This is a genomic window from Nocardia sp. CY15 (assembly GCF_009829295.1).
Lineage (GTDB): Bacteria > Actinomycetota > Actinomycetes > Mycobacteriales > Mycobacteriaceae > Nocardia > Nocardia sputi.
The window spans coordinates 25,321-44,626 of sequence record NZ_VUOT01000011.1 but is presented as its reverse complement, the minus strand read 5'-3'; the positions used below and the strand labels follow the sequence as shown (position 1 = coordinate 44,626).

The 19,306-nt window shown below is 68.0% G+C and carries 11 protein-coding genes (1 of these 11 cut by a window edge); 9 read left to right on the top strand and 2 right to left on the bottom strand.

All coding sequences use genetic code 11. The features are described 5' to 3' along the window. Nucleotides 1-23: 23 nt before the first annotated feature. On the bottom strand, nt 24-1,589 hold the full coding sequence (locus GVY39_RS15310) for a helix-turn-helix domain-containing protein (protein ID WP_159924874.1): 1,566 nt from the start codon (nt 1,587-1,589) through the stop codon (nt 24-26). Here GVY39_RS15310 and GVY39_RS15305 point away from each other — a divergent pair. From GVY39_RS15305 to GVY39_RS15280, 6 genes are all read left to right on the top strand, one after another. Then, on the top strand, nt 1,588-1,944 hold the full coding sequence (locus GVY39_RS15305) for a hypothetical protein (protein WP_159924872.1): 357 nt from the start codon (nt 1,588-1,590) through the stop codon (nt 1,942-1,944). The two genes, GVY39_RS15310 and GVY39_RS15305, sit on opposite strands and share 2 nt — an antisense overlap. Before the next feature lie 139 nt (nt 1,945-2,083). Next, entirely contained in the window at nt 2,084-2,641 is a 558-nt protein-coding gene (locus GVY39_RS15300; protein ID WP_159924870.1) for a TetR/AcrR family transcriptional regulator, read from the top strand. Nucleotide 2,642: 1 nt separating this feature from the next. Next, nucleotides 2,643-3,833, top strand: coding sequence for an FAD-dependent oxidoreductase (locus GVY39_RS15295; protein ID WP_159925149.1), 1,191 nt, complete (start codon nt 2,643-2,645; stop codon nt 3,831-3,833). Nucleotides 3,834-4,067: 234 nt separating this feature from the next. Continuing rightward, the gene (locus GVY39_RS15290) at nt 4,068-4,340 is read left to right on the top strand and encodes a hypothetical protein (protein ID WP_159924868.1); all 273 of its coding nucleotides are present in this window, start codon (nt 4,068-4,070) and stop codon (nt 4,338-4,340) included. 194 nt (nt 4,341-4,534) lie between these two features. Continuing rightward, nucleotides 4,535-4,897, top strand: coding sequence for a hypothetical protein (locus GVY39_RS15285; protein ID WP_159924866.1), 363 nt, complete (start codon nt 4,535-4,537; stop codon nt 4,895-4,897). 41 nt (nt 4,898-4,938) lie between these two features. Then, nucleotides 4,939-5,877, top strand: a complete 939-nt coding sequence (locus GVY39_RS15280) for a hypothetical protein (RefSeq protein ID WP_159924864.1) — start codon at nt 4,939-4,941, stop codon at nt 5,875-5,877. A 9-nt stretch (nt 5,878-5,886) separates the two neighbouring features. On the opposite strand, the gene GVY39_RS15275 is transcribed toward GVY39_RS15280, so the two are convergent. Continuing rightward, nucleotides 5,887-6,363: a hypothetical protein gene (locus GVY39_RS15275; RefSeq protein ID WP_159924862.1), complete on the bottom strand. Its 477-nt coding sequence runs from the start codon at nt 6,361-6,363 to the stop codon at nt 5,887-5,889. A 194-nt stretch (nt 6,364-6,557) separates the two neighbouring features. On the opposite strand from GVY39_RS15275, the gene GVY39_RS15270 reads away from it, so the two are divergent. From GVY39_RS15270 to GVY39_RS15260, 3 genes are all read left to right on the top strand, one after another. Then, nucleotides 6,558-6,983, top strand: a complete 426-nt coding sequence (locus GVY39_RS15270) for a PPOX class F420-dependent oxidoreductase (RefSeq protein WP_159924860.1) — start codon at nt 6,558-6,560, stop codon at nt 6,981-6,983. 90 nt (nt 6,984-7,073) lie between these two features. After that, nucleotides 7,074-7,841 (top strand): precorrin-4 C(11)-methyltransferase, encoded by a 768-nt coding sequence (gene cobM / locus GVY39_RS15265; RefSeq protein WP_159924858.1) that lies wholly within the window; start codon nt 7,074-7,076, stop codon nt 7,839-7,841. 428 nt (nt 7,842-8,269) lie between these two features. Then, on the top strand, nt 8,270-19,306 hold part of the coding region annotated (locus tag GVY39_RS15260; protein ID WP_159989320.1) for a non-ribosomal peptide synthase/polyketide synthase (this coding region is incomplete at its 3' end). 25,320 nt of the annotated region lie beyond the right edge of the window; 11,037 of 36,357 annotated nt are visible.

Sequence of the window (19,306 nt, the reverse complement as noted above, 5' to 3'; positions counted from 1 at the left end):
GGTACAGAGTTCCTGACTGCGGGTTATGCCGTGCGGGCGAGGGCGTCGAAGCGGAGGCGGAAGTGCTCCGCGTCGTCGTCACGCGTGCGTGCGGCGGCGACTCGCACCGGGCGCAGTTCGGCCAGTAGGCGCGGAGAGTCGACCGGGCCTTCCAACAGGGTCATGGCGGTGTGCGCTTCGGTGATCGCCGCGGTGGAGTCGCCGAGCCCGGCGAGAGCGGCGGCGAAATAGGCGCGGTACGAGGCTTCGTCTCGTGGACGCTGGGTGCCGCGTTCCCCGATCGTTTCTCGGTAGATGCTTACGGCCCGGTCGTGCTGACCCAAGTAGACGCGGCCCCGGGCCTCGATCGACCTGATCTCGGACGGTGTGACGTGGTGCAGCCAGACCGGCTCGTCGACATCGTCGAGTCCTCGCTCGACCTCGCGCCAGGCTCGGGTCATCGCCTGTTCGAAGTCCTGCCGTTCCCCGATTGCCGCGTGTGCCACGGCTTCACGGGCGGATCGGACCGCGTTCAGCCGGGCCGACGGGATTCGGCGAGCCAGGTGGCTGGCGCGCTGAGCCAGCCGCACGGGTTCGCGGCTCGTCGGTCTGTCGGTGGTCAAGAACGTCAAACTGGCGAGCGCATTGGCGAGTAATTCGTCGTTGTCGGCCTGCTCGGCCATCAGCACCGCTTCGACGTAGCACTGCCGCGCGACAGCGGATCGCCCAGCGTCCAGGCAGAGCCAACCGGCGCAGCGAGCAAGACGGCTCGTCTCGGCCAACAGACGGAGGCCGGTGTGTCGGCCGTAGCCACCGTGGTCGAGCAGGCGGCGAGCCAAACCATATTGCCGAAACGCGAATTCGGCGATGTCCCCGCCGCCGAAGTGATTGTCGTGATTCCACATGCGCTGCGTCAGTGTCTGGAAGTAGGCGACATGGCCGGACCCGACCCGGGGCGGCGCAGACTGTGCGGGTGCGCTTGCGGCCATAGTGGTGATTGTTGCTGCCAGGCCGAATTGTCTGCGGTCCATGTCGTCGGCTCCTTTCCCCCCGCCTTCGATGGTCCTCGGGTCGACCGGTCCCAGCAAGATTGGAAGCAATGCCGTGCGCGGCACTCCCAGCGCGTCGGCGGCGCGAACGAGTTCGCGGATGTCGAAGATGGTCCCCACTTCACCGCGTTCCACGCGGCCCGCGTGAGTGCGGTCCCAGTGCAGGAGTGCGCCGAAGTCGGCTTGCGACAAGCCCATCTCTCTGCGGACGAGGGCGAGGGCTTGACCGGGCCGACCCTCGGCGAGCAACTTGCGGAATTGCGGCGACTTCCACACGCCGTCCATCTCGTGGTCGAACACTTTCGGCCCCCTGTTCCGAAACCCGCTGTCGTGCGCGAACTTTAAGCAGGAATCCGCAGGCCGCGGGCGGCAACCGCAGATTCCGCACACCCGGTGCCGTGCGCTTGACAGCGTCGCGATGTTCCGTCCGTTCCTCGAGGCTCGAGGTGCGCGCGCCGCCGGGGTGATGTCGTGTCGGTGCGGCACTCCGGACGCGGTGAGCCGCGAGCGGTGGCGAAAGCCCCCGGCGGCGGGCGCACCCATCGAACGAGAGGTGATCATGAAGCCGAAAGTGGTCGGGTATCTGCGCCGCGACATCTCCGGGCGCCGCGCGCGCCGGCACGAACTGGAGATCCGCGTGCTGGCGAAGTCGTCGGGCTTCGATCTGGCACGAACGCTGGTCGCAGGCCCCACCGCGCCCGCGTCGCTCGAGGCGCTGCTCACCGTGATCGGCCGCGTGGGCGCGATCGCGGTGATCACCCCGGCCCGGCACCATCTGGAAGACCGCGCGGACGCGCTCATGGCCGTGTGCGGGCTGATCACCCTGGACTCCAGGCACATTCCACCGCAGGGCGTGGGACGCCCCGCCGCACCATGGCCCCTCGGACCACGCTCGGGTGATCGAACGGACGCCTGAGGTGATCCATGCACACGAGTGTTCGGAGAGTGTCCGTTTCCACGGCCACCGTGGTACGTTTCCTTCGTTGAATGATCGTTCAATCAGTGGAGTAGGCGTGGGAAGTCGACGAGAACAGGCGGAGTGGCGGCGCGAGCGCTTGCTCGACGCGGCGTTGGAAGTATTCGCCGACAAGGGGATCGATGGAGCTTCGGTCAAGGACATCGCGGCTTCCGCCGGGGTGGCGCCGGGCCTGCTGTACCACTATTTCGCGGGCAAAGAGGCGTTGGTGACCGCGTTGCTGCGGGAGCGCGGGTTCTCGCGGCAGTTGCGCGAATCCCTGGAACAGGCGAAGGACAGGCCGGCGACCGAGGTCTTGCCTCGGGTCATGCGTGAGTTCGACGGCGTGCTGGCGGCCAATGCCAAGCTGATCAGGCTGTTTTTCGCCGCCGGGCATTCGCGCGAGAACGTGCGGGCGGTGCTGGCGGAGTTCGTGGGGGAAGGTCAGGCCGTGATGGCCGAGTATCTGCGCTCACGCGTGGCCGCGGGGGAGCTGCGTGCCCATGACGCGCACACGACCGCGACCGCTCTGTTCGCGACGCTGGCTGTCGGGCGCAGCACCGGCATCCCGGTCGATGCCGCCGAGCTGGCCGGTCTCGTGCTGCACGGACTTGTTCGACGCGCGCCATCCGAAGAAGGGAAGATCGCCGGTGCATGACATGAAGGTGCGATGCTGCGTAGTGGGCGGCGGTCCCGCCGGGATGATGCTGGGCACGCTGCTGGCCCGGCAGGGCGTCGAGGTGGTCGTGCTGGAGAAACACGCGGACTTCCTGCGAGATTTCCGTGGCGACACCATCCATCCGTCCACTCAGGAACTCATTCACGAACTCGGCTGGCTGGACGAATTCCACCGCCTCCCGCACCGCACCATGGATCGCGTCACTGTCGCTGTCGGCGGCACGCCCGTGACATTCGCGGATTTCCGTAAGTTGCCGGTCCGCAGCCCGTACATCGCGTTCCTGCCGCAATGGGAGTTCCTGAATTTCCTTGCGACCAAGGCTGTGGCTTTCCCGGGCTTCCAGCTCTGGCGGCGCGCCGAAGCAACCGATCTGCTCATCGAGAACGACCGTGTCGTCGGCGTGCGAGCGACCACCGACACCGGGAACTACGAAATCCGTGCCGATCTCGTCGTGGCCGCCGATGGCCGCCACTCGCGTATGCGCGAGGCAGCCGGTCTGCGGGCCGAGGTGAGCTCGCCACCGATGGACGTCTTGTGGTTTCGGCTGTCGCGGCGAGAGACGGACCGGGTCGAGTTCTTCCAAGGAGGTAAAGGGGCGCTGGTCGCCATCGACCGCGGTGACTACTGGCAGGTGGCGTACACCATCCCCACGAATACCTACGAAGCATTGCGCGCGCTCGGCATCGGGGAGCTACGCGACAGAATAAGCGCACTCGCTCCCGCGTTGCGCGACCGTGTTCACGAACTCGCGGGCTGGGACGACATCCATCAACTCACGGTACGGGTGGACCGGCTCGATAATTGGTATCGACCAGGTCTGCTCTGCATCGGCGACGCCGCGCACGCCATGTCACCGGCGGGCGGTGTCGGCATCAACCTGGCCATTCAGGATGCCGTCGCGGCCGCGAACATCCTCGGCCCGAAACTGCTGGCACACAGCTTGACCGACGCCGATCCGCCGCGCGTGCAGGCCCGTCGCCAACTGCCCGTCAAAGTGACCCAGCTGTTCCAGATGGTCATTCTGCGCGACCTCTATCCCAAGAACCTGCACGACAACACAGCCACCCACGTCCCCCCGATCTTCCGGCTTTTCCGGCGACTGCCCGCGCTGCGCCACGCGATGGGCCGCTTCATCGGGCTCGGCGTCCGGCCGGAACACATCCGGCCCTGACCTCTGAAACGGCCTCTCGGTGGACGAGCTCGGCTCCGCCTCCCAACCTTGTCCCTGCATCCCGCATGGGCGATCGGGACGCCGCATGGGGCGATTGCCGACGATCGGTGTTTCCGCCGCGCCCGATCGGTCAACAAATGACAGCGGGCTGTCGGGAAGCCGACGCTCACCACACATCAGATCGTTTGCCCGGCAATAAGAGTGCGCCGGGCGACGCGTGCAAGGAGGAATTGAGTGCGATCCATCCAAGCGGGAGCCCTCGTCATGGCGCTGGCCGCCGCGACCGTGATCGGAGCGAGTTCGGCGCAGGCCGAGGAGACCCTGCCCGGTGCGCCGAAGGACGAGATCATCTCGGTCGACATCAACCTGCTCGGCTGCTCCCTCGGAGCAGGCCTCGGCCTCGATCTCCTGCTCGCGCTCACCGCGGGCAACGGTTCCAGCGCGACCGTCGGCTCCGGCTTGGCCACCCGCCTGCGTGCCGCGGGCTGCCTGCCGTGGCAGCGCTGAGCACGCGGCGCATCGGGTGAGTGCGATGAGATAGATGAGATAGCGGGCTGGATGAGCCTGCGCGACCTCATCACGAGAAACCGACTGTTCGGTAGTAAGTTCCCTCGTGAGACGTCGACATCTGGTCCGGGAGCTTTCGCCGGTCGGATGCCGGACCGCTGCCGGGCGGTTCGTCGCAGGTGAGGTGAGGGTTCATGGCTGAGTGCACGCCGACTTCGGTCGTGATCTACGACGTCGGTTATTCGCAAGCGCGCCGAGTGGCCGAATTCAGGTTGGATCCCGGCGGTAGCGTGACGCTCACCGTGACCGATCGCGACGGATGCCTGATGGCGGAAAGGCTGTACGAGCGCGGTATCGAGGTTTTCGACCCGCCCGCGCGAATCATGCCGGACGAAGGCGCCCCTTTCCTCCGTGCGCTGCTCCAGTGGCGCGCGATGAGCTATTACCGCGTCGTCGATGAAAGCCCGGACGAGCCGAAGCGGCCCGCCGTCCGCACCCCTTGGTCGGCGGGCCCGGCATCGGGCTCGGATGGCGCTTCGGCGCCGCCCTCTCGGTGAGAGATGCTGTCACCCCACTTCTTCGCAACATCACCCGGCGCTTGACCAAAACCCTCGATCTCGGGACGCGGACGGCCGCAGGCACCTACCGGCGCACCAGTAGCACGCTCGACAGCGGCGCTCGCGCGTTGCGGGATGCCGACGAGCGCGGGTCGCATCTGCTGGAAGAAGCGCGCACCCGGACACAGCCGCATCCGGCGCAGGCTTCCCGGGAGCGAACGTGGAATTACCAGGCCAGTGCCGCCGAATCCGCTATGCGGGCGCGCCGCCTGATCGATGATGTCGAGTTCGAGGGCGACATGCGGGAAGCCGTGGCGAGAAGCTCCACCACGGTGCGGAAGATGCGTTCCGACGACGGTGAATTGAACATCTACAAGCCTATCCATGGTGAGGAATACGACCCGGGGTTGCCTTTCGTCCACGCCCCCGGGGCGCTGACGAGCCGGGAGATCGCGGCCTATCGGGTCGATGAATTACTCGGCTTCGGCAGGGTGCCGACGACAGCCCGGACGGACGGTGTGATCGGACCCGACGGCAGAGCGTCCGGGCCCGGCATGATCCAGCGGTTCGTCGAGTCCGGCCCTGCGCGGACGGTGGCGGAGTACCCGAGAGCCCAGCAACAGCAGGTCGCGGTACTCGATTACGTGATCGGTGCGCTCGATCGCCATCCCGGCAACTATCGCACCGTCGAACGCGACGGGCAGCTCGAGGTGGTCGCCATAGATCACGGTCGGTCGTTCCCCCTCTCGACTCGACCGCTCGAGATCAATATCGATTCCGACTTCGTGACGGCGCAGAAAGGTCAGCGCCTCGAGGATGATGTGCTGCGTGGGGTCCGAGGAGTGGACATGGACCGCTTTCGATCGGCGCTCGGCGACGCCGGTCTCCATGACAACGCCATCAACGGCGCGGTGGCACGGCTGGAGAAAATCCGGGAGCTCGGGATGATCCCGCCCGATGCCAGGGTGCTGCCACCTTGATCCACCAGGTCATCCGGCCTGTGGGTGCGGGCGCTGGTCGATCGTGTTCCGCGCCCGTGTCCACACTTCGTGAGCGTCGAACCGGGCGGCCCGCCACGAGTCGGTGGCAATTCGGACTCGGCCGCGCCACTTCCGCATGATGTCGGTGTGCACCGGCCATCGCACGAACCGCCGCATGTCCTGCTCGGTCGACCACACCGAAATCGAGCCGCCGCGCGACTCCGATGGCCGACCCCATAGCCACAGGCCGACCGCGCCGTGCATCACGGGCCAATTCCGGCCCAGCCGCATCCCCGTCTTGTAGATCTCCTGAACGTCTTCTTCGGTCACGGCGAGGAAGTCGGTCACGCTGATGAATACCGGACCCGCGATGTCGTGGCGCGGCCCGGCTTGCCAGGGCATGAGCACGGTGCCCTCGGAGAACGGTTGTTCGCCTGCCGTGCCGGGCTGGTCGGAGGATCCTCGATCTGTAGAATTAATACGCATTTGCAGATGATATGCACACGCATATGAAATGGGCAACCATCTGTCGATGGTCGTGGGCCTCGTGCTCCGGGCAGGGATCGAGCCGCTGCTGTGTTCGGAATCGGAGCCCTGGTCGAGCACGACGCTGTCCGGCCGGTCGTCGTCTCGGCGATTCGCCGCGTGATCTGTGGCCGATCGCGACCTAGGGTGAGCGGATGGCCTCTCTTTCGGATCCCGAAGTCCGCGAGTTCCTCACCCACGGCACTCGAACCGGCAAGGTGGCGTTCGTCGCCGCCGACGGCAGGCCGGTGGTGAGTCCGGTTTGGTTCATTCTCAAGGGGGACGAGCTGGTCTTCAACACCGGCAAGTCGACCGCGAAGGGCAAGGCGTTCGCCCGCGACGGGCGCATCGCGATCTGCGTCGACCTGGAGGAACCGCCCTACGCGTCGGTCCAGTTGCAGGGGTCGGTGACGCTCTCGGAAGACCCCGGCGAACTCCTGCGCACAGCCACTGCGATCGGCGGGCGTTATATGGGCGCGGACCGCGCCGAGGAATTCGGCAAGCGCAACGGCGTCCCCGGCGAACTGGTGGTCCGCCTCCGCCCCGACAAGGTGATCGCCCACTTCGACGCCACTGCCTGAGCGCCGGGTCCGCACCACCGCGAATCGTGCGGCGGGCTCGTGCGCCGCTCGGTCGGCCGATCGGTTTCGGCGGTCAATACACTCGCGCGCATGACCGTGCACTTCATCGGGGCCGGGCCGGGCGCGGCCGATCTGTTGACGGTGCGCGCGGTCGAGTTGCTCCGCGCGTCGCCGGTATGCCTGTACGCCGGGACCTACCTGGATCGCGACGTACTCGCCCATTGCGCGCCGGACGCCGAGCTGATCGATACCCAGCACCTGGACCTCGAACAGATCACCGATCATCTGGTGCGCGCCACCGCGGAAGGCAAGGACGTGGCTCGCCTGTGCTCGGGTGACCCGTCGCTGTACTCGGCGCTGACCGAGCAGACCCGCAGGCTCGACGCGCACGGTGTGCCGTGGGACGTCACGCCGGGCGTGCCCGCTTACGCCGCCGCGGCGGCGGTCCTCGGCACGGAGCTGACGGTGCCGGAGTTGGTGCAGTCGGTCGTGCTGACCCGCACCCAGGCCCGCTCCACCGCTATGCCCGAGTCCGAAGCGCTGGCGAACTTCGCCGCCACCGGAGCCACCCTCGCTCTGCACCTGGCCATCACTCGCGTGCGCGCCCTGGCCGTCGAACTGGCCGCCGACTACGGCCCGGATTGCCCGGTCGCCGTCGTCTACCGCGCCAGCCAACCCGAGCAACTGGTTCTGCGCGGCACCCTGGCCGACATCGCCGACCGGGTCGAAGCCGCCGGACTGCGGCAGGCGGCGGTGATCCTCGTGGGCCGCGCGCTCACGCCCGCGGTGTCGTGCGCGCAATCCCACCTCTACGACCCGTCGCGGGTTCGCGGCCCCGCAGGTGCGCAGCGTGAATGACAGTGGCGCGGCTTCGCCGACGGCGGGGGCAATAGGCGGCCGCCGTCTCGGCGCGAAATTGTCGCCAATGGCGCAGGAGTGACGTGTGTGAGAACCGCAACATCTCGTGGCGAACTCGCCGCAACGCTACTGCCTGTGGTGATGCTTGATGGCTATGACCGATGGTTGGTTGGGTGCCGGAGGCGACGGTAGATTGATCCGGTGATTCGCAAAGAACGTCCCGGCGGAGCCGGTCGGTGGGTTCTGGGCACGGTCGGGCCCATGTAACAAAGTCGGCATGCTGGACAGATAGTTCAAATGAACATTTTTTGCCTGATTTGATGTGAGAACTCAGCCCGGAGACGCAGGCGCCACGCTTGGAAAGGTGCGCGTCCCCTCCGGGTGTGGTCGGGGAGCGCTTGCGTGGTGTTCCGGAAGCGAGGTTACGGTTGGACCGGCTGGATTTCGGCGGAAACGGCGAAACTGGTGGCGAACGGGCACACGCGGGTTCCGGGGTAGAACCCGGGTTGTCCGGCGCTTTCCCGTTGTCTCCCGCTCAGCGGGGTATCTGGTACGCGCAGCATGTCGACCCGCAGGTGCCGGTCACAATCGCGCAGTACGTCGACCTGCACGGCGACCTGGATCTGGATAGTCTCGAACGCGCGATCATCCAGGCCTCACACGAACTGGGTTCGCTCTTCTTGCGCATCACCGAGCGCGATGGTGAACCATTGCAGTTCGTCGACAGCAGCATCGCCGAGGCCCGTCAGCTCGAGTATGTCGACCTCCGTGGCGCCGGTGATCCGGACGCGGCTGCGCTGGCATGGATGCGCGCGGAGTACAGCCATCCGCTGGACCTGACCGCCGACCGTCTGATCAAGACCGCCGCGCTGCGCCTGGCCGACGACCGCTGGTACTGGTATTCGCGGGCGCATCACATCGCGATCGACGGCTTCGGCTCGATGACATACGTGAACCGGATCGCCGAGCTGTACACGGCCTATGTCAACGCCACCGAACCCGCTCCATCCAAAGCGACCGACCTGCGCACGCTCTACGAGCAGGAGATCGCCTACCGCGAAAGCTCCCGCTTCGTCACCGACAAGGAGTACTGGGCGCAACGTGTGAAAGGGCTGGAGGGAGGCACCAGCCTTACGGGCCGTTCCGCGCCGCCTGCCGCGATCAACGGCGTCGTGAGCGCCGCCCTGTCGGACGAGCAGAACGTCCAGCTGGATGCGGCCGTCGCACGGTACGATTCCTCGCCCGCCGGTCTGTTGCTCGCGGGCTTCGCCGCGTACTTGGCGCAGTGGAACGGCGTCGAGGACGTCATCCTCAGCCTGCCGGTGACCGCGCGCACCACCGCTGCCATGCGCCGCTCAGGCGGCGTCTCGTCGAACATCGTGCCGCTGCGGCTGCACGTGGGCCACGGCACGACAGTGTCCGAGCTGCTCAAGCAGGTGCAGGTCGAGGTCTCCGGCGCACTGCGCCACCAGCGCTACCGGCACGAGGACATCCGCCGTGACGCGGCCGGTGACGGTGTGGTGACCACGGAGTTCTTCGGACCGTGGGTCAATATCATGCTGTTCCACAACGAGCTTGTGATGGGCCCGATGGTCGGCCGGCTCAGTGTGCTGTCCACCGGCAGCATCGAGGACCTGGGCGTCAACTTCTACCAGTCGGTCGCGGGCACCCGCTCGCACATCGACTTCGAGACCAACCCCAACCTCTACACCGAGGCCGAGGCGCGCCGCCACCACAGCCGCTTCCTCGAGTTCTTCGACCGCTTCCTCGCCGCAGGCGTGGACGACACGGTGTGGGACCTGCCGGTCGCCACCGCCGACGAACGCGACCGCACGCTGCTGGAGTGGAACGACTCCGAGCAGGACGTCCCGGATACCACGCTCGCGGCGCTGCTGGACGCGCAGATGCCGCTGACCCCGGACAACATCGCGCTCGACTTCGAGGGCGCGACGCTGACCTACGCGGAGTTCGACGAGCGGGTCAACCGGCTGGCCCGTTTCCTGATCGCCGACGGCGTCGGCCCGGAATCGCTGGTCGCGCTGGGCATGCGCCGCTCACTGGAGCTGGTGATCGGCATGCACGCGGTGCTGAAAGCCGGTGGCGCCTACGTGCCGATCGATCCGGATCACCCGGCCGAGCGCACCGCCTACATCCTCGACAGCGCCGCGCCGGTGTGCGTGCTGACGCTGTCGGCCGACGAGTTGGAGCTGCCGGAGTCGGTGCGCCGGGTGGAGATCGACACCCTGGACACCTCGGCGTACTCGCCCGCCCCGGTCACCGACGCCGACCGCCTGGCGCCGCTGCGCCCGGACAACACCGCCTACGTCATCTACACCTCGGGATCGACCGGCCGCCCGAAGGGCGTGGCGGTCACCCACCGCGCGATCGTCAACCAGCAGCTGTGGATGCTCGACGAGTACCGGCTGACCGCGGCGGACGTGTACCTGCAGAAGACCGCGACCACGTTCGACGTGTCGCTGTGGGGCTACTTCCTGCCGCTGCTGGTGGGCGCGAAACTGGTCATCGCGTCGCCGGACGGGCACCGCGACCCGCTGTACGTGGCGGAGATGATCTCCCGGCACGGGGTCACCGTGACCGACTTCGTCCCGTCCATGCTCACGGTATTCGTCGCGCACGCCACGCAGGCCCAATGCGCCACGCTGCGCGCGGTCTTCGTGATCGGCGAGGCGTTGCCGCCGGAGACCGCCGCGGGCTTCCGCGCGATCACCGACGCCGGGCTGCACAACCTGTACGGCCCCACCGAGGCCGCCGTTTCGGTGACCTACTGGGAGGCCACGGCCGCCGACACGGTGACCGTGCCGATCGGCATCCCGGAGTGGAACGTTCAGGTCTACGTGCTGGATTCGCGGCTGCGTCCGGCCGCGATCGGCGCGCCCGGCGAGCTGTACCTCGGCGGACGCCAGCTCGCCCGCGGCTACCGAGGCCGTCCCGACCTGACGTCGGACCGCTTCGTCGCCAACCCGCTGTCGAGCGACGGCGAGCGGATGTACCGCACCGGCGACCTGGTGCGGTGGAACGAAGCGGGCACGCTGGAATACATCGGCCGCACCGACTTCCAGGTCAAGTTCCGCGGCCAGCGCATCGAGCTGGGGGAGATCGAGACCGATCTGCTCGCCCATCCCGCGGTCAGCCAAGCCGTGGTGCTGGTCGTCGACACGGCGACCGGTCAGCAGCTGGTGGCCTACGTCGTCCCGGCTCCCGGCCACACCGTGGACCCGGTGGAGCTGACCAGGTTCGCCGCCGAGAAGCTGCCCAGCTACATGGTGCCCGCCTCGATCATGGTGCTGGACGCCTTCCCGCTCAACACCAGCGGCAAGCTGGACCGCAAGGCCCTGCCCGAGCCGGTGTTCACCGCCGACGCGGGCGGCTTCCGTGCGCCGCGTACCCAGGCCGAGCAGATCGTGGCGGGGATCTTCGCCGACGTGCTCGGTCAGGATCGCGTCGGCATCGACGACAACTTCTTCGACCTGGGCGGGAACTCGTTGGTCGCCACCCAGGTGGTGGCACGCATCGGCGCGGCCTTCGGCACCAAGATCGGGGTGCGCGCGTTGTTCGAGACCCCGACCGTCGCCGGTATCGCGGCGCGCGCGGAGAACGCCGTACCTGTCGGGGAAGCGCGTCCGCCGCTGGTGGCCCAGCAGCTCCCGGAACGGGTGCCGTTGTCGCCGGCGCAGCAGCGCATGTGGTTCATCAACCAGTTCGACCCGACCGTGCCGACCTACAACCTGCCGTTCGTGGTGCGGTTGCGCGGCCAGGTGGACCTGGAGGCGTTGCAGTCGGCGCTGCTGGACGTGGTGCAGCGGCAGCAGTCGCTGCGCACGATCTTCCCCGAATCCGGCGACGGCGGAGGCTACCAGCAGGTGCTGCCGGTCGACCAGGTCGACCTCGGCATCGCGGTGCAGCCCATCGATGAGGCCGAATTGCACGGCGCGCTCGCTGAATTCGCCTCGCGCGGTTTCGATGTTTCGCGTGAGCTGCCGATTCGCGTGCGGGTGTTCGCGGTCACCGGCGGGAGTAGCAACGGCGTCGCCGACTACGCGGTGGCGTTCGTCGTGCATCACATCGCGGCCGACGGCTTCTCCTTCGGCCCGCTGGCGCGCGACGTCTCGGCCGCCTACCTGTCCCGCGCCGCGGGCGAGGCCCCCCGCTGGGCGCCGCTGCCGGTGCAGTACCAGGACTACAGCGTCTGGCAGCGCGAATTGCTCGGCGCGGAGGCCGATCCCGCGTCCATGGCGGCGCGCGAGATCGCCTACTGGCGCAGGGCGCTGGCCGGCCTGCCGGATCAGCTCGACCTGCCGGCGGACCGTCCGCGCCCGCCGGTGCAGAGTTTCCACGGCAGCCGGGTGAGCTTCGATATCGACGCCGAGCTGCACCGGCGGCTGGCCGCGCTGGCCCGCGCTCGAGGCGTCAGCCTGTTCATGGTCGTGCACGCCTCGCTGGCCGTCCTGCTGGCCAGGCTGTCCGGCACCAGCGACATCGCGATCGGTACCCCCGTCGCCGGACGTGGCGAGCAGGCGCTCGACGACCTGATCGGCATGTTCGTCAACACTCTCGTGCTGCGTTCGGAGGTGGACGGCAGCGAGCCGTTCGCCGAGTTCCTCGACCGCACCAGAGAAGCCGATCTGGCCGCGTTCGCGTTCGCCGACGTGCCGTTCGAGCGGCTGGTGGACGTGCTCAATCCGACCCGCTCGCAGGCGCGTCACCCGTTGTTCCAGGTGATGCTGTCGTTCCAAGAGATGTCGCACGCGACCCTGGAACTGCCCGGGCTGTCGGTCACCGCCGACGAGCTCGAGGTCGACATCGCCAAGTTCGACCTGCAGTGGACGGTCACCGAGGAGCGTGGCGCGAACGGCGAGCCCGCGGGCATGGGCGCGGTCGTCTCCTACGCGACCGAGCTGTTCGATTCGGAGACGGTGGCTGCGTTCGCTGATCGTTTTGTGCGCGTTCTGTGCGAGGTTGTCGACGATCCGCAGGTTGCTATCGGCGACATCGATCTGCTCGGCGAGGGCGAGCGGCTGGATGTGTCGCAGCGCTGGGTGTCCTCCGGGGCCGAGAGCGTCGCGGGTGTGTTCGCCGATCCGGACATCACGCTGGTCGGGTTGTTCGACGCGGCTGTTGCCGCGCACCCGAACCGGGTCGCGGCCCGCTTCGGCGTGGAGACGCTGAGCTATGCCGAGTTGGATCGGCGCGCGAATGTACTGGCGCGCAGGTTGATCAGTGACGGCGCGGGACCGGAGAGGCTGGTCGCGGTGATTTTGCCGCGGTCGCTGGACCTCGTCGTCGCGTTGCTGGCTGTGGTGAAGACCGGTGCGGGTTATGTGCCGGTGGACCCGACCTATCCGGCTGAGCGCATCGCCTACGTGCTCGCCGATTCCCGGCCCACGAGTGTGGTGCTCGACTCCACGGTGCAGGTCGAGGTGCCCGCTGGGCTGCCCGCTGTCGTGCTGGACGGGTTCGCGGTGGAGGCCGGCAATGTCGAGGACGCCGACGACGCCCCGATTACGGATGCCGACCGCAACGCCGCGCTCACGCCGGACAATGTCGCGTATGTGATCTACACCTCCGGCTCGACCGGCCGCCCGAAGGGCGTCGCGGTCGCGCACCGCAACGTGGTGCGGTTGTTCGCGAATACCGACCGCGACTTCGGTTTCGGTCCCGACGATGTGTGGACGTTGTTCCACAGCTACGCCTTCGACTTCTCGGTGTGGGAACTGTGGGGCCCGCTGCTGTTCGGCGGCACCCTCGTCGTGGTCGACTACTACACCTCGCGCTCGCCGGAGCAGTTCCTGGAACTGCTGCGTGCCGAACGCGTCACGGTGCTCAACCAGACCCCGTCGGCGTTCTACCAACTGGCCGAAGCCGACCGGAACGCCGCGCCCGATGTCGCGCCGCTGGCGCTGCGCTACGTGGTGTTCGGCGGTGAGGCGCTGGAGCTGCGCAGGCTCTCGGATTGGGTGGCGCGCCACGGCGACGGCACCGGCGCGACGTCCGGGGACGGGCCGCTGCTGGTCAACATGTACGGCATCACCGAGACCACGGTGCACGTGTCCTACCGCGCCCTGGACGCCGCGACCATCGCCGCCGCCTCCGGTAGCGTGGTCGGCCGCGCGATCGCCGGTCTGCGGGTGTATGTGCTCGACAACAGGCTGCGCCCGGTGCCGGTCGGCGTCGCGGGGGAGATGTACGTGGCGGGCCGGCAATTGGCTCGTGGCTATCTCGGCCGTCCCGATCTGTCGGCCACCCGCTTCGTCGCCGATCCGATGGGCGACGCGCCGGGCGGGCGCCTGTATCGCTCCGGTGACCTCGCGCGCTGGAACCGCTTCGGCGAGCTGGAATACCTCGGCCGCGCCGACGACCAGGTGAAGGTGCGCGGCTTCCGCATCGAACTCGGCGAGATCCAGGCCGCACTGGTTGCGCATAAGTCGGTCGCGGACGCGGTTGTGAGCGTGTACACGGACGAACGGCTCGGCAATCGGATCGTCGGGTACATCGTGCCCGACGGGACGCTGCTGGATGTCAACGCGGTGCGTGAAAGCTTGTCGGGTTCGTTGCCCGCCTACATGGTGCCCTCTGTGCTGATCGCGCTAGAGCGAATCCCGCTGACGGTTCACGGCAAGCTGGACCGCAAAGCGCTGCCCGCCCCGGTGTTCGAGGTGCGCGAATTCCGCGCTCCAACCACCCCGATCGAGGAGATCGTCGCGCAGATCTTCGGTGAGGTGCTGAGCATCTCTCGGGTGGGCGTGGACGACGACTTCTTCGACCTCGGCGGCAACTCGCTGATCGCTACCCAGGTCGCCTCCCGCCTCGGCATCGCGCTGGACACCAGGGTGCCGGTGCGGATGCTGTTCGAGGCTTCCACCGTCGCGGCGCTGGCAGCGCGAGTGGAGTCGCATGTCGGTGACGGCGCGAGGAAGGCACTGATCGCGCGGCAGCGTCCGGAGCAGGTGCCGCTGTCGCTGGCACAGCAGCGTATGTGGTTCCTCAACCGCTTCGACACCTCATCGGCGGTCAACAATATTCCGATCGCGATCCGGCTGTCCGGGGATCTGGACATCGCCGCGTTGCAGGTCGCGGTCATCGACGTGATCGACCGGCACGAGTCGCTGCGGACCGTGTTCCCGGAGACCAAGACCGGCCCAGTTCAGGTGGTGCTGGACGCCGCGCAGATCGTGCCAGATCTGACCCCGGTGCCGGTGACCGAGCACAACCTGATCGACCACCTGGTCGAGCTGGCCTCGATGGCGTTCGACGTGACCAGCGAAGTGCCGCTGCACGCCCGGCTGTTCGAGATCAGCGAGACCGAGTACGTGCTCGGCATGGTGGTGCACCACATCTCGGCCGACGGCTGGTCGATGGGCCCACTGGCCCGCGACGTCATGGTGGCCTACGCCGCCCGCACATTGTGGGAGGCGCCGGCCTGGTCGGCGCTGCCAGTGCAGTACGCTGACTACGCACTGTGGCAGCGCGAGGTGCTAGGTTCCGAAGACGATCCGAGTTCGCTGATTTCCAAGCAAATCCGCTACTGGACGCGCGAACTGGCCGGTCTACCCGACGAATTGACCTTGCCGACCGACCGGCCGCGCCCCGCCGTTGCCTCCTACCGCGGTGGAACCTACCCGTTCGTGATCGCCGGCGAGACCCAGCATGCCCTGATCGAGCTGGGTCGCAGGCACAACGCGTCGTTGTTCATGGTGCTGCACAGCGCGCTGGCGGTGTTGCTGGCCCGAGCCAGCGGCATCAGCGACATTGCGATCGGTACCCCGGTTGCCGGTCGCGGTGAGGCAGCGTTGGACGACCTGGTCGGCATGTTCGTCAACACCCTGGTGTTGCGCACCGAGGTGGACGGCGCGACAAGTTTCGCTGATCTGCTCGCCCGGGCCCGCGAGACCGACCTGCACGCGTTCGCGCACGCCGACGTGCCGTTCGAGCGGCTGGTCGAGGTGCTCAACCCGGCCCGCTCGCAGGCGCGTCACCCGCTGTTCCAGGTGATGCTGACCTTCCAGAACACTCGGCAGGCCAGCTTGGAGCTGCCGGGTCTCTCGGTCAACGGCATCGATTACGACGCGGGCTTGGCCAAGTTCGACCTTCAGCTGACCCTCTCGGAGACCCAGGACGAACTGGGCGACCCGGCGGGTATGTCGGCCGAGTTCTCCTACGCCCTGGATCTGTTCGACGAGTCCACCGTCGCCGCGTTCGCCAGGCGGCTCGATCGCGTCCTCGCCGCGGTGACCGCCGATCCGAACCTGCCGATCGGCGATATCGACCTGATCGCGCCCACCGAACGGGCGCAGGTGCTCATCGACTGGAACGACACCGCGCACCCGGTACCCACCGAGACGCTGGTCTCGCTGTTCGACGCGCAGGTGGCGGCGACCCCCGACGCGATCGCGCTGGACTTCGAAGACGAGCGACTGACCTACCGCGAGCTGAGCGAGCGGGCCAACCGCATCGCAAGGCAATTGATCGGCGCGGGCGTCGGCCCGGGATCGCTGGTGGCGCTGGCGATCCGGCGTTCGACCGAACTGGTCGTCGCGATGTACGCGGTGGTGCAGACCGGCGCGGCCTACGTCCCGCTGGATCCGGACCAGCCCGCCGAGCGTGTCAACTACATCATCGAGACCGCGCGGCCGCGGATGATCCTGTACCGCTCCGCGGACGGGTTCGGCTTCGATCCGCAGCCGCAGGTGACGGTGCTTTCCGTGGAGGGCATCGAAGGGCTGCCCGGCTTCGCCGCGGCCGGCGGCGCGCCGATCACCGACGAGGAGCGCATCCAGCCGCTGCGGCCGGAGAACATCGCGTACGTCATCTTCACGTCCGGTTCTACCGGACGCCCGAAGGGCGTGGCGGTCAGCCACGCCGCGATCGTCAACCGGCTGCTGTGGATGCAGCACGAATACCCCATCGGTCCCCAGGACGCGGTGCTGCAGAAGACGCCCGCCACGTTCGACGTGTCGGTGTGGGAGTTCTTCTGGCCGTTGCAGACCGGCGCCAGGCTGGTCGTCGCTCGCCCGGACGGCCATCGCGACCCGGTGTATCTGTCCCAGATCATCACCGAGAAGCACATCACCACAGCGCATTTCGTGCCGTCGATGCTCTCGGTCTTCGTCTCGACGCTCGGCAACGGGAACGGAGACGGGCTGCCCGCGCCCCAGCTGCGGCAGGTCTTCGCCTCCGGCGAGGCGCTGCCCGCGCAAACGGCACAACGCCTGCGTGAATTGACCGGCGCCCGGCTGCACAACCTGTACGGACCCACCGAAGCCGCCGTCGACGTGACATATCACGAAGCGACGGAAGCGGACACGGTGACGGTGCCGATCGGACGTCCGGTGTGGAACACCCGCGTCTTCGTGCTCGACAGCCGTCTGCACCCGGTGGCCCCGGGTATCGCGGGTGAGCTGTATCTCGCGGGCGATCAGCTGGCGCTCGGCTATCTGGGCCGTGCGGATCTGACGGCGGATCGGTTCGTAGCCAATCCGTACGGCGTGCCGGGTGACCGGATGTACCGCACCGGCGACCTCGTCTCCTGGACCGGCGAGGGCGAGCTGGAATACTTGGGCCGCACCGACTTCCAGGTGAAGCTGCGCGGTCTGCGTATCGAGTTGGGTGAGATCGAAGCCGCGCTGCTGGCGCAGCCGGGTATCGCCCAATCGGTGGTGGTACTGCGTTCCGACGCGCACGCGGGTGACCAACTGGTGGGTTACCTGGTCGCGGAACCGGAGACGACGGTCGACACCGACGAGGTGAAGGCCGCCTTGGACGCCGTGTTGCCGGGCTACATGGTCCCCGCCGCACTGATCGTGCTGGACGCGTTCCCGGTGAACGCCTCCGGCAAGCTCGATCGCAAGGCGCTGCCCGCGCCGGTGTTCGAGGCGAAAGTGTTCCGCGCCCCGTCCACCCCGATCGAGGAGATCGTGGCGGAGGTCTTCGCCGAGCTCCTCGGCGTGCCGCGCGTCGGCGTGGACGACGACTTCTTCGAGCTCGGTGGCAACTCGCTGGTGGCCACCCAGGTGACCGCCCGCCTCAGCGCTGCGCTGAACACCGAGATCGGTGTGCGCGCGCTGTTCGAAGCGCCCACCGTCGGCGCGTTGGCCGCGCGGGTCGAGTCGCACGCGGGAACCGGTGCACGCCAAGCGATCACGGCACAGGTCCGTCCCGAGTATCCGCCGCTGTCGCTGGCGCAGCAGCGCATATGGTTCCTCAACCGATTCGACATCGGGAGCGGGTCGGCCGCGCCGGGCGCGGCGTCGGCGACCTATAACATCCCGGCCGCGGTGCGGTTGGAAGGCGCCTTGGACGTGGACGCGTTGCGCGGCGCGATCGCCGATGTGATCGCGCGCCACGAATCGCTGCGCACCATCTACCCGTCACGCGAAGGTGTCGCCTATCAGCGGGTGCTGCCCGCGACCAAGGCCATCCCTGAGCTGGACGTGGTCGAGGTGGCCGAGGGCCGGTTGCTGGAGTTGCTGTACGGCTTCGTCGAACGCGGCTTCGACGTGACCACCGAACGGCCGACGCGCATGCGCGTCTACCGGCTCGCTCCCGACGACCACGTCCTGGTCGTGGTGGTGCACCACATTGCGGCCGACGGCTTCTCGATGCGTCCGTTGGTGCGTGACCTCATGGCCGCCTACATGGCGCGGACCTCGGCGTCCGAGCCGGGGTGGCCGCCGCTGGCGGTGCAGTACGTGGACTTCGCGCTGTGGCAGCGGGAGACGCTCGGTTCGGAGGACGATCCGACCTCGTTGCTCTCCGAGCAACTCGACTACTGGCGCGGCGCGCTCGCCGGCCTGCCGGACGAGCTGCGCCTGCCCGGTCGTCCGCGGCCCGCCGTCGCCTCCTACGTGGCGGGCACCCGCCGCTTCCGCGTGCCGGGCGAGCTGATCGACGAGCTGAACCGGGTCGCGCACGCGAGCGGCACCACGCTGTTCATGGTGGTGCACAGCGCGTTCGCCACGCTGTTGGCGCGGTTGAGCGGCTCCGACGACATCGCCATCGGCATTCCGGTCGCCGGTCGCGGTGAGCAGGCGCTCGATGATCTGGTCGGCATGTTCGTCAACACCCTGGTGCTGCGTGCCCAGGTGGACACCGCCACGTCGTTCACCGACCTGCTCGTCCAGGTCCGCGAGCGTGACCTCCAGGCGTTCGCGCATGCGGACGTCCCGTTCGAGCGGCTGGTCGAGGTACTCAACCCGGCCCGCTCGCAGGCACGCCATCCGCTGTTCCAAGTGATGCTGTCGTTCCAGAACCTCGGCAGGACCGCGCTGGAGCTGCCCGGCCTCACCGTCTCCGAACTGGGTATCGACCAGCCGACGGCGAAGTTCGACCTGCAACTCACCCTCAGCGAGGTGCCCGGCGCCGCATCGGCGATGGACGCCGAACTCGTCTACGCCACCGATCTGTTCGACGGCGCGTTCGCGGACGCGTTCGCCGCGCGCTTCGTGCGT